The organism is Nocardiopsis endophytica (genome assembly GCF_027706725.1).
Taxonomy (GTDB): Bacteria; Actinomycetota; Actinomycetes; order Streptosporangiales; family Streptosporangiaceae; genus Nocardiopsis_A; species Nocardiopsis_A endophytica.
The window spans coordinates 1-12,127 of the sequence record NZ_JAQFWQ010000165.1 but is presented as its reverse complement, the minus strand read 5'-3'; the positions used below and the strand labels follow the sequence as shown (position 1 = coordinate 12,127).

Annotated in this window: 7 protein-coding genes, 1 tRNA gene and 1 pseudogene; 8 read left to right on the top strand and 1 reads right to left on the bottom strand. The window is 74.6% G+C overall.

Annotation, left to right across the window (positions count from 1 at the left end; genetic code table 11):
* From O4J56_RS30710 to O4J56_RS30700, 3 genes and pseudogenes are all read left to right on the top strand, one after another.
* Positions 1–246: pseudogene (locus O4J56_RS30710) on the top strand (hypothetical protein); the annotation flags it as partial.
* A gap of 136 nt (positions 247–382) precedes the next feature.
* On the top strand, positions 383–1,096 hold the full coding sequence (locus O4J56_RS30705; RefSeq protein WP_270690645.1) for a chaplin family protein: 714 nt from the start codon (positions 383–385) through the stop codon (positions 1,094–1,096).
* 262 nt (positions 1,097–1,358) lie between these two features.
* Positions 1,359–2,678 (top strand): hypothetical protein, encoded by a 1,320-nt coding sequence (locus O4J56_RS30700; protein ID WP_270690644.1) that lies wholly within the window; start codon positions 1,359–1,361, stop codon positions 2,676–2,678.
* Between the two features lie 266 nt (positions 2,679–2,944).
* On the opposite strand, the gene O4J56_RS30695 is transcribed toward O4J56_RS30700, so the two are convergent.
* A complete protein-coding gene (locus O4J56_RS30695) occupies positions 2,945–3,130 on the bottom strand; it encodes a DUF5703 family protein (RefSeq protein WP_017626848.1) in 186 nt (61 codons plus the stop codon).
* A 198-nt stretch (positions 3,131–3,328) separates the two neighbouring features.
* On the opposite strand from O4J56_RS30695, the gene topA reads away from it, so the two are divergent.
* The 5 genes from topA to O4J56_RS30670 all read left to right on the top strand — a co-directional run bounded on the left by topA (position 3,329) and on the right by O4J56_RS30670 (position 11,852).
* Positions 3,329–6,148, top strand: a complete 2,820-nt coding sequence (gene topA, locus O4J56_RS30690) for a type I DNA topoisomerase (protein WP_270690642.1) — start codon at positions 3,329–3,331, stop codon at positions 6,146–6,148.
* Between the two features lie 167 nt (positions 6,149–6,315).
* Complete coding sequence (tmk, locus tag O4J56_RS30685; protein ID WP_270690640.1) at positions 6,316–8,625, top strand: dTMP kinase; 2,310 nt, start codon at positions 6,316–6,318, stop codon at positions 8,623–8,625.
* A gap of 283 nt (positions 8,626–8,908) precedes the next feature.
* Positions 8,909–10,069 (top strand): DNA polymerase III subunit delta', encoded by a 1,161-nt coding sequence (locus O4J56_RS30680; RefSeq protein WP_270690638.1) that lies wholly within the window; start codon positions 8,909–8,911, stop codon positions 10,067–10,069.
* A gap of 58 nt (positions 10,070–10,127) precedes the next feature.
* Complete coding sequence (locus O4J56_RS30675; RefSeq protein ID WP_270690637.1) at positions 10,128–11,678, top strand: alpha/beta hydrolase; 1,551 nt, start codon at positions 10,128–10,130, stop codon at positions 11,676–11,678.
* 101 nt (positions 11,679–11,779) lie between these two features.
* A tRNA-Thr gene (locus tag O4J56_RS30670) sits at positions 11,780–11,852 on the top strand.
* The last annotated feature ends 275 nt before the right edge of the window (positions 11,853–12,127 follow it).

Genomic DNA, 12,127 nt, shown 5'->3' with positions numbered 1-12,127 from the left:
GGGGGTGCGGCGCCCGGGGGTGCGGCGCCCGCCGACCCCGAGGCGTGCGGCGTGGCCCCCGCGCAGCAGCCGTGGGGGACGGCGCCCGCGGCCGGGGACGACCCCGCCCCCGCGCCCGGGGCCGTTGTCGGGCTCGAGCAGCGCGGCGCCGCGCTGCGCCCCGTCGCCCAGCGCGCGGTCCTTCCCGGCGACCCGACCCTGGTCGTCCGCGACGCCGCGGACGACCCGTCGTACTCGCCCGACTAGTACTCCCACTCCAGGCGGCGGGCGCCGCCCGGCCCCGGCGTGCGCGCCGCGGCCGCCCCGCGCCCCCGCCCCGTCGCCGTGCCCCGCTCCGGTGACCTTCCGCGACACGTCCGCTCCACGGAAAAGGATCCGACCCATGTCCAGGACCACACTCGCCGCCCTCGCGGCCGCAGGCGTCATCGCCGCGGCGGCCGCCCCGGCCGCCGCCGCCACGACCGGCGGCGACGGGTCGGTGCTCGGCGGCAACCAGGCCGGCGTCGACGCCGACGCCCCGGTCAACGTCTGCGGCAACGCGGTGGCCGTGCTCGGCACCGCCGGGGCGAGCTGCTCGGACTCCGGCGCGGGGGCCTCCGGCGGCTCGGGCTCGCCGACCACCTCCGGCGACGGGTCGGTGCTCGGCGGCAACCAGGCGGGCGCCGGTGCCGACGCCCCGGTCAACGCCTGTGGCAACGCGGTGGCGGTCGGGGGGAGCGCCACCGCATCCTGCGACGGGTCCGACCGCGGGGACGGCGAAGACGGCTACGACGGCGGCTACGACGAGCCCTTCCCCGAGGAGAGCCCCGACGGCTACGCGCCGGAGGAGGAGGGCTACGCCCCGCCTGAAGAGGAGGAGCGCGAGGGCGGGCAGGCCGCCCCCGAGGAGCGCCGGGACCACGGGGAGTCCGCCCCCGTGGCGGCCGCGCCAGCCGAGTCGCCCTCCGCCGCGGCCCCGCCCGCGGCGGCCCGGGAGGCCGCGGGCGGCCTCCCGGTCACCGGCCCCGGTGCGGCGGCGACCGCCGTCGCCGGCGTGGTGGCCCTCGGCGCGGGGCTGGCGGCGCTGGTCGCCGGGCGCCGCCGCAGGAGGGCGTGAAGGACCAGGCTTCCCGGTCCTTGAAGGACCGGGGGCTGACGCGAGTCCCGCGGGCACGGCCCGTCCGCGGGGTTCACGTCAGCCGCCGCTCGGCCAGAGCGGAGCTGACACAGGGCGTGCACCACCCACGCATCAGGGTGTGACCGGAGCGCGCCCCCGTCCGGCCCAGGACGTGCCGGTGCCCGATCCACGGGCGCCGGGGCGCGAGCGGTCACGCACGGTTCCATCTCATTCCACGCTGTACTCTGAAAGGAAATCCCACATGCGCAAGTGGGTTCGCACCTCCGCCAAGACGGCCCTGCTCACCGCCGGGTTCGTCGCGCTGGGCGCCGGTGTCTCCTTCGCCGACTCCGCGCCCATCACCTCGGGCAACGGCTCCATCGGCGGCGGCAACCAGATCGTGGGCAACGCCGACGTGCCCGTGAACGTCTCGGGCAACGCGATCGCCCTGGGCGGCAGCACCGCCAGCGCCACCTCGAAGAACACCGGCGCCCGGGTCATCGACCACCACGGCGACGACGCCCCGATCACCTCGGGCAACGGCTCGGTGCTGGGCGGCAACCAGGGCGTGCTCGACCTCGACGTCCCGGTCAACGCCTCCGGCAACGCGGTCGGCGCCGTCGGCGGGGTCGCCGCGGCGGCCTCGAAGGACACCGGCGCGTTCGTCGACGAGACCGACGGCGGCATGAACGGCGGCGGCAACGGTGACAACGGCGGCGACAACGGGGACGGCGGCGACAACGGCTACCGCCTGTCCCAGCTCGCGCCCGGCACCGGGGGCCTGGTCGACACCCTGAGCGCGGCCGCCCAGCCGACCCACCTGCAGGGCGACGGCGTCGAGGCCGGGCCCGTGCTGCACCAGAGCCACGGCCAGGTCGAGGACATCGTCACCTCCGGCAACGGCTCCGTGGTCGGCGGCAACCAGATCGTCGGCGACGCCGACGTTCCCGTGAACGTCTCGGGCAACGCGGTCGCCGGGGTGCTCAGCAGCGCCGCCGCGACCTCTCAGGACACCGGGGCCTACGTCTGGGACGAGGACCACCGGGGCATCGTGACCTCGGGCAACGGCTCGGTGCTGGGCGGCAACCAGGGCGTGGTCGACGCCGACGTTCCCGTGAACGTCTCGGGCAACGCGGTCTCCGGGATCGCCAGCACGGCCGCCGCCGCCTCCGAGGACACCGGCGCTTGGGTCGACCACGGCGAGACCGAGATGGTGCGGACCTCGGACGCGTCCTCGGCCCGGCAGGAGGCCGGCGACGCCGGCACGCTGCCCGCCCCGCTGGACACGCTGCCGCTGAGCAACGAGCTGCCCGCCGCCCCGTCCGCGCCCGAGCTGCCCGGCTCCGAGGCGCTGCCGCTCAGCAACGAGCTGCCGGACCCGGTGAACCTGCCGGCGACCGACTCGCTGCCGCTGAGCGCCGAAGAGCTGCCCGAGGCGCCCGTCGAGGCGCCCGCGGCCGAGGCCCCCGAGGCGCCCGCCGAGCTGTCGGGCCTGCCCGCCGGGGGCGACGCCAAGGACCTGACCTCCGTGACCGACGGCGTGGCCGGCGGCGTCACCGAGGGGCTGGGCCTGGGCCTGTAGCACCGGACTGCCGCGCGGCGGCGCGTTCCCACCCCCGTTTCCGACAGACGCGGTGGACAGGCGGGGGACCGGGGGCGCCGCCCGCGCGGCGCGAAGGCGAGGCGAGTCCCCGCGGAGGCGTGCGGCCTTCCGCGGGGGCTCGCCGCGTGCGTCCGGTGCGCGGCATCACGGCCGGATCCGGCCACCCGGCCGGGATTGCCGGTATACCTTCGTGACCGGCGAATCCGTTGGGGCGCGAGCGCCCTCCGGGGTTACTGTGAGGGAATTCACAACGTGCGGACCTGTCGGATGATCCTCCGGCGGACGGTCACCCTGCGGGTGCCGTCGCGGTAGACGCGTACACGGGCCAGTTCCCACCGGCCGTACTCGGCGTGGTCGGTCAACGCCTGCCGCGTCACACTGCGCGACGTCCCCCTCGGGAAGACGATCTCCCGGTACTCGTACTCCACCATTGCGCCTATTCTGCGACTCCCGCAGGATTCGCGCCACGGGCTCCGCGGCCCGAGGGGCGCCCGGGGGAGGGGCGGGCACGGAGCCGTGCCGACCGGGAAGCGATCCGCGGGCCCGTCGGTTACCGTCAGTTGCGGGGGATCCGACAGGCTCCGCGGCGGGCCGCACAGACAGCGCAAGGCGAGACGTAGGGGAAGAGCGTGCCACCCAAGAAGGGCAGCGCCGGCAAGAACGGCTCGAAGGACTCCGGGACGGCGACCGGGGGGAACCGGCTCGTGATCGTCGAGTCGCCCGCCAAGGCGAAGACGATCGCGGGCTACCTCGGTCCCGGCTACACCGTCGAGTCCTCCATCGGCCATATCCGCGATCTGCCGACCAAGGCCGCGGAGATCCCGGCGCGCTACAAGTCGGAGCCCTGGGCCCGGCTCGGGGTGGACGTCGAGCACGACTTCGAGCCGATCTACGTGGTCAACACCGACAAGAAGTCCCACGTCAAGAAGCTCAAGGAGCTGGTGGCCCAGGCCGACGAGCTCTACCTGGCCACGGATGAGGACCGCGAGGGCGAGGCCATCGCCTGGCACCTGCGCGAGGAGCTGGCCCCCGAGGTCCCGGTGCGCCGGATGGTCTTCAACGAGATCACCCGGGACGCGATCCGCCACGCCGCCGAGAACACCCGCGACCTGAACCTGCGCCTGGTCGACGCCCAGGAGACCCGGCGCATCCTGGACCGCCTCTACGGCTACGAGGTCTCCCCCGTGCTGTGGAAGAAGGTCATGCCGAAGCTGTCGGCGGGCCGCGTCCAGTCGGTGGCCACCCGCCTGGTGGTCGAGCGCGAGCGCGAGCGGATCGCGTTCACCTCCGCCGAGTACTGGGGCCTCAAGGCGGTCTTCGACACCCTGGGCGCCGCGGGCGAGGGCCCCGGCACCTTCACCGCCAACCTGGTGGCGGTGGACGGCGCGCGCGTCGCGGTCGGCCGCGACTTCACCGCCCAGGGGGAACTGCGCTCGGCCTCGGGCGTGCTGCACCTGGACGAGCAGGCCGCCAGAGCCCTGGCCGAGCGGCTCTCCGGCTCCGACTTCGCGGTGCGCACCGTGGAGCGCAAGCCCTACAAGCGCTCGCCGTACGCCCCGTTCCGCACCACCACGCTGCAGCAGGAGGCCTCGCGCAAGCTGGGCCTGTCGGCCAAGCAGACGATGCAGGTGGCCCAGCGGCTCTACGAGAACGGCTTCATCACCTACATGCGCACCGACAGCACCACGCTGTCGGACAGCGCCGTGGCCGCCGCCCGGGACCAGGCCACCCGCCTGTACGGCGCGGACCACGTCCCGGCCAAGCCGCGCGTCTACTCCAGCAAGGTGAAGAACGCCCAGGAGGCGCACGAGGCGGTCCGCCCGGCCGGGGACACCTTCCGCACCCCCGCCCAGACGGGGCTGTCCGGCGCCGAGTACCGGCTCTACGAGCTGATCTGGAAGCGCACCGTCGCCTCCCAGATGAAGGACGCGGTGGGCGAGTCGGTCACCGTCAAGGTGGCCGGCGCCTCCTCCTCCGGGGAGCAGGCCGAGTTCACCGCCACCGGGAAGATCATCACCTTCCACGGCTTCCTCAAGGCCTACGTGGAGGGCGCCGACGACCCCGAGGCCGAGCTGGACGACCGCGAGCGGCGGCTGCCGCCGGTCGAGGAGGGCCAGCCGCTCAAGTCCGAGGAGATGCAGGCCGAGGGGCACAGCACCCGCCCGCCCGCGCGCTACACCGAGGCCACGCTGGTCAAGGAGCTGGAGGACCGGGAGATCGGGCGCCCCTCCACCTACGCCTCGATCATCGGCACCATCCTCGACCGCGGGTACGTGTTCAAGAAGGGCTCGGCGCTGGTGCCGTCCTTCCTGGCCTTCGCCGTGGTGCAGCTGCTGGAGAAGCACTTCGGCAACCTGGTCGACTACGACTTCACCGCCCGCATGGAGGACATGCTCGACGGCATCGCGCGCGGCGACGCCGAGCGGGTGCCCTGGCTGCGCCGGTTCTACTACGGCGACGACGAGGAGACCGGCCTCAAGGAGCTGGTGGGCGACCACCTGGCCGAGATCGACCCGCGCGAGATCAGCTCCTTCCCGGTGCCGGGCACCGACATCGTGATGCGGGTGGGCCGGTACGGGCCCTACATGGAGCGCGACGGCCGCCGGGTGAACGTGCCCGAGGACCTGGCCCCCGACGAGCTGACGCCGGAGAAGGCCGAGGAGCTGTTCGCGGCCCCCAGCGACGACCGGGAGCTGGGCACCGACCCGGAGACCGGGCGCGCCGTGGTGGTGAAGAACGGGCGGTTCGGGCCCTACGTCACCGAGGTCGTGCCCGAGCCCGAACCCGCCCCCGAGGGCGAGAAGAAGGCCAAGGGCCGCTCCAAGCAGGCCGCCAAGCCGCGCACGTCCTCGCTGCTGAAGTCGATGAGCCCGGACACGGTCACCCTGGAGGAAGCGCTCAAGCTGCTGTCCCTGCCCCGCGTGGTCGGCGAGCTGGACGGCGAGCAGGTCACCGCGCAGAACGGCCGCTTCGGCCCCTACCTGAAGAAGGGCACCGACAGCCGCTCCCTGGAGACCGAGGAGCAGATCTTCACGGTCACCCTGGAGGAGGCGCAGGAGCTGTTCGCCAAGCCCAAGCAGCGCGGCCGGCGCGCGGCGGCGGCCCCGCTGCGCGAGCTGGGCACCGACCCGGCGACCGAGAAGCCGATGGTGGTCAAGGACGGGCGGTTCGGGCCCTACGTCACCGACGGGGAGACCAACGCCTCGCTCCGCAAGGGGGACGAGGTGGAGTCGATCACCGACGAGCGCGCCGCCGAGCTGCTGGCCGAGCGCCGCGCCAAGGCGCCCGCGAAGAAGGCCCCGGCCGCGAAGGCGCCGGCGAAGAAGACCGCCGCCAAGAAGACGACCGGGGCGACCACCACCAGGAAGTCCTCGGCCAAGAAGCCGTCGGCGAAGAAGACCGGCGAGCCCAAGGGCGGTAAGGGCGGGACCTCCGGCCCCGCCTCCTGAGGTGGCGCCGATCCGTGCGCGGCAGTAGTGTGCCGCGCACGGGTCCGCCCGGTGCGACGAGCCCCGAAGGGAACCCGGCAGGCCCCGGCGGCGCCCGTGCCCGTCCCCAGTCCCCGGCCCGGCCGCGCGCCCGTCCCCTTCCGGACGCGCCGCTACCCTTCACGACTATGAGCAGATCTGCACCTCTAGGAGCGCCCGGAGAGGCGCGCAGCGTTCTGGCGAACCCGCCCTTCCGACGGCTGTGGATCTCGCTGTCGCTGTCCAGCCTGGGCGACTGGCTCAGCCTGCTGGCGCTGATGTCGCTGGCGACGATCCTCACCATGGACGCCTCGCCGGTGGTCCAGTACTTCGCGGTCAGCGGCGTGGTGCTGCTCAAGATCGCCCCGTGGCTGCTGCTCAGCCCGTTCGCGGGCGTGGTGGCCGACCGGTTCGACCGCCGCCTGACCATGGTCGCCGCCGACGTGCTGCGCGGCCTGCTGTACGTGTCCATCCCGGTGGTGGGGCGGCTCGACTGGCTGCTGGTGGCCAACTTCCTGGCCGAGTGCGTGGCGATCTTCTGGACGCCCGCCAAGGACGCCTCGGTGCCCAACCTGGTGCCGCGCAAGAAGCTGGAGCAGGCCAACCAGCTCACCCTGCTGACCGCCTACGGCACCGCCCCGGTGGCCGCCGGGCTGTTCGCCCTGCTGGCCTCGCTCAGCACGGTGCTGGGCATGCTGTTCCCGGCCATGGCCACCCCCGAGGCCGACATCGCGCTGTACATCAACGGCCTCACGTTCTTCATCGCCGCGGCGGTGGTCTGGACGCTTCCGCTGCCCGGCCGCCCGGAGCGGGCCGCGCCCGCGGCCCCGGCCGGTGCCGACGACGACCGGACCGAGGAGGTCCCCCTCCCGCCGCAGGAGGCCGACCCCAACGAGCTGACCGCGCCCATCGGCCAGGCCGCCACCCTGGAGGTCCCGGCGGTCCCGAGCGAGCAGGAGCGCAAGGCCGCCGAGCGGGCGGAGGCCAAGGCGCGCCGCCAGGAGGCGGCGGCCGAGCGCCGCGCCGCGCGGGCCTCCGGCGACGGCCAGGCGAACCCGCTGCGCACCATCTGGGAGGGCTGGCGCTTCGCCGGGTCCACCCCGCTGGTGCGCGGGCTGATGCTCGGCATGCTCGGGGCGTTCGCCGCCGGGGGCGCCGTGGTCGGCGTCGGCCGGGTGTTCGTGGACAAGCTGGAGGCGGGCAACGCCGGGTTCGGCGTGCTGTTCGGCGCCCTGTTCGCGGGCATGGCGCTGGGCATGCTGGCCGGGCCGCGCACGCTGCGCGAGTTCAGCCGGCGCCGCCTGTTCGGCCTGGCCCTGGGCACGGCCGGGGTGGCGCTCTTCTTCACCGGGCTGGTGCCGAACATGGTGCTGGCCGCGGTGCTCACCGCGGTGGTGGGCGCCGGCGCCGGGCTGGCCTGGGTGATCGGCCTGACCCTGATGGGCCAGGAGGTCCAGGACGAGGTCCGCGGCCGCACCTTCGCGTTCCTGCACGCCGCCGGGCGCCTGGTGCTGCTGGGCGCGGTGGCCCTGTCCCCGCTGCTGGCCGCCGCCATCGGCGACCACACCCTGTCGGTGCGCGACCTGACCTACGACTTCCTGGGCACCGGCGCGGTGCTGATGGTGGCGGCGGTGCTGGCGGTCGTGGTGGCGGTGGTCTCCTACCGGCAGATGAACGCCGACGCGGGCGACGTGCCGCTGATGACCGAGCTGCTGGCGGCGCTGCGCGGGGTGCCGGTGCGCACCGAGGCGGCCGACGGCGAGGACACCGCCCTGCCGGGCACCTTCGTGGTGCTGGAGGGCGGCGAGGGCGCCGGGAAGTCCACCCAGGTCCAGCAGCTCTCGGTGTGGCTGCGCGAGGAGGGCTTCGAGGTCGTCACCACCCGCGAGCCGGGCGCCACCAAGCTCGGCATGCGGCTGCGCGCGCTGCTGCTGGACAAGGAGCAGACGGGCATGTCGCCGCGGGCCGAGGCGCTGCTGTACGCCTCGGACCGGGCCGACCACGTGCACCAGGTGATCCTGCCCGCGCTGCGCCGGGGCGCCATCGTCATCAGCGACCGCTACGTGGACTCCACCCTGGCCTACCAGGGCGCCGGGCGGGAGCTGCCGTCCGAGGAGATCGCCCGGGTGAACGACTGGGCCACCGGCGGGCTGGTGCCGCGGCTGACGGTGCTGCTCGACCTCCCGGCCGAGGACGGGCTGTCCCGGCTGGGCGGCGGCACCGATCGCATCGAGGCCGAGTCCCAGGACTTCCACGAGCGGGTCCGGCGCGGCTTCCGCGAACTGGCCGACGCGGCGCCCGAGCGCTACCTGGTGGTCGACGCGCGCGAGTCTCAGGAGCGGGTCACCCGGGAGATCCAGCGCCGCCTGCGGCCGCTGCTGCCCGACCCGGTCCCCTCCGACTCCGAGGCGATCACCGGGATGATGCCGGTGGTCGGCGACCCGGACGGCGACGACTAGGAGCCGCCGCGGACGGGCGGGGCGGACCCCGCCCCCGCGTCGTTGATCTCGGGAAATACGCCCCTGAAAACGGCCCACAGGGAGCACCAGCGGCAGTGACCCGCCAGGCGGGTCACTGCCGCTGGTGCTCCCCCACATACCGAAAACCCGAGACTTGAGGCGGCCCTGTAGCGTCGTTTCTCCCGAGATCAACGCCGAGCACACCCGCCTGTCCGCGCGGGCGCCAGGGCGGGTTTCCGGTGGCGGGCGCCGCGCGTCGGTGCCCGCCCCTATCCTTGGGGCGATGAGCGTCTTCGACGACCTGGTGGGCCAGGACGAGGCGGTGGCCGCGCTGCGCGCGGCCGCCGCCGACGCCGCGGGCGGGGGCGGCGGGTCGATGACCCACTCCTGGCTGTTCACCGGCCCGCCCGGCTCCGGGCGGAGCGAGGCGGCGCGCGCGTTCGCCGCCGCGCTGCAGTGCCCCGACGGCGGGTGCGGCCACTGCCCCTCCTGCCACCAGGTCCTCACCGGCACCCACGCCGACGTCCTGTACGTGCGACCCAGCGGGCTCAGCTTCGGTGTGGAGCGCACCCGCGAGCTGGTCCTGCAGGCGGCGGCGCGCCCGGCCTCCGGCCGGTTCCGCGTCGTGCTGTTCGAGGACGCCGACCGGGCCACCGAGGCCGCCTCGAACGCCCTGCTCAAGGCGGTGGAGGAGCCCTCCCCGCGCACGGTGTGGCTGCTGTGCACGCCCACCGCAGAGGACATGCTCGTCACCATCCGCTCCCGGTGCCGCCTGGTGCGCCTGGTCACCCCGTCCACGGCTGCGGTGGTGCGGGCCCTGGTCGAGCGGGACGGGCTGGAGGAGTCCGCGGCGGCCGAGGCGGCGCGGGCCGCGGCGGGCCGGCTGGACCGGGCGCGGCTGCTGGCCAGCGACGCCGAGGCGCGCGAGCGCCGCGCTGAGGTGCTCTCCCTCCCGGCCCGGCTGGACGGCACGGGCGCCTGCGTCTCGGCCGCCGCGCGCCTGTACGAGCTGGCCGAGGCCGAGGCCAAGGCGGTGTCGGCGGCGCTGGACGAGACCGAGCGCGCCGAGGTCAAGGCGGCGTTCGGCGAGGGCGGCACCGGCAAGGGCGTGGCCAAGGCGGTGCGGGGCGCCGCCGGGGCGCTCAAGGACCTGGAGGAGCGCCAGAAGCGCCGCGCCACCAGGATCAAGCGCGACACCTACGACACGGCGCTGACCGAGCTGGTGCTGTTCTACCGGGACGTGCTGGCGCTGCAGATGGGCGCCCCGGTCGAGCTGCCGACCGGGTCGGCCCGCGGCGACCTGGAGCGGGTGGCCCGCGGCTCCGCGCCCGAGTCGACGCTGCGCCGCATCGACGCGGTCATGGAGTGCCGCCGCCGCATCGACGCCAACGTGCACCCGCAGATCGCCCTGGAGGCGATGACGGCGGCCCTGTACGAGGGCTGAGGGCGGGGGCTGTGGCAGGCTCGGTGCCGTCCCCTCCCCGACGCGAAGGAAGTCCCCCGTGAAGAGGCTCCGCTCGGCGGCCGCCGCGGCCGCGGCACTCGTCGTCATCGCCGCCGGATGCTCAAGGGAGGAGGGCGGCGCCCCGGACCCCGGGTCTTCGGCCCCCGACGCGGCGCTGGAGCCGTTCTACACCCAGGGCATCGACTGGGGGCCCTGTCCGGACGGCGGCGACGGGTTCGAGTGCGGCGTGTTCGAGGTCCCCATGGACTACGCCGACCCCGGCGGGCGCTCCCTGGAGATCGCCGTCAAGCGGCTGCCCGCCGAGGGGGAGTCGGAGGGGGCGCTGCTGGTGAACCCGGGCGGTCCGGGGGGATCGGCCTATGACTACGCGGGGGCGGCCACCAGCGCCGTCAGCGAGGACGTGCGCGAGCGCCTGGACGTGGTCGGGTTCGACCCGCGCGGGGTGGCCCGCAGCGAGCCCCTCTCCTGCCTGCCGCCCGAGCGCATGGACGACTACCTGGGGGCGGACCTGGAGAGCGAGGACGGCGACCCGCTGAAGGTCGGCGACGCCGGGGTGGAGGAGCTGGAGGAGTCCGTCCGGGAGTTCGTGGACGGGTGCCGGGAGCGCGCCGGGGACCTCATGATGCACATGGGCACCGAGAACGTGGCGCGGGACATGGACGTGCTGCGCGCCGTCCTGGGCGACGAGCGGCTCACCTACCTCGGCAAGTCCTACGGCACCCTGATCGGGGCCTACTACGCCGACCTGTTCCCCGAGCGCGTGGGCGCCATGGTGCTCGACGGCGCCATGGACCCGGACCTGGACGCGCTGGAGACCACGGTGCAGCAGGCCGGGGGGTTCGAGACGGCGCTGCGCGCGTTCGTGGAGGACTGCCAGGGGCGGGACGGCTGCCCGCTCGGCGGCGAGGAGGACGGCGTGGACGCCGGGGTGGACCGGATCGCCGGCCTGCTGGACGAGGCCGGGCGCGAGCCGCTGGACAACGCCATGGACGACGGCCGCGAGGTGGGCCGCGCCCGGGTGGAGATGGGCATCATGGGCGCGCTCTACAGCGAGAGCTACTGGGGCGAGGTGCGCGACGCCCTCACCGACGCGTTCGAGGACGGCGACGGCACCGCGCTGCTGCGCCTGGGCGACCGCCTCTACGACCGGGACGACCCGGACGCCTTCACCAACTCGGTGTCCTCGCTGGTGGCGGTGAACTGCTCGGACGCCCCGGCGCCGCGCGACCCCGAGGCCTACCGGAAGGCGGCGGAGGAGGCCGCGGAGGCGTCCCCGCTGTTCGGGCCGTCGTCGGCGTGGGCGGCGTTCACCTGCGCCTACTGGCCTCAGGAGGCGGTCGCCGACGACTGGGAGGCCGACGCCCCGGGCGCCGACCCGGTCCTGGTGGTGGGCACCACCCGGGACTCGGCCACGCCGTACGCCTGGGCCGAGGAGCTGGCCGGGGGCCTCGACTCGGGGGTGCTGCTGACCTACGAGGGCGACGGCCACACCGCCTACCGCTCGGGGGACCGGTGCGTGGACGCGGCGGTCGACGCCTACCTCCTGGAGCACCAGGTCCCGGAGGACGGCCTGACCTGCGGCGCCTGACCGGCCGGAGGGGCCCGGCCGGGCGAGGGCCGCCCGCCGGGACACAGCAGGTGCCGAGAGGCGCTAGACTGGGTGCGGCTCCGCGACGAGCGGAGCCGTATGCCGCCTTAGCTCAGTCGGTAGAGCGATTCACTCGTAATGAATAGGTCGTCGGTTCGATTCCGACAGGCGGCTCAGCGAAAACGCCGCCCCCAACGGGGGCGGCGTTCTGCTTTGGGGCCACACGCGCCGAGGCGGCCATCCTGGGTCGTAAAACCGACGCCTGATCAGCCCAAAAGCGTCGGTTTCACGACGCAGGATCACTGAAGCCCCCAGTCGTGCCCGTTATGCCCGGTATACACCACTCGGACGGCCCCCTCCGCGTTGATCTCGGGGAACTCGGGGTTGAACCGGACGGCGGTGTCAAGTGGTGAGTGCAACTACGGGCCGGGCGCCGGGTCGGGGGTGAT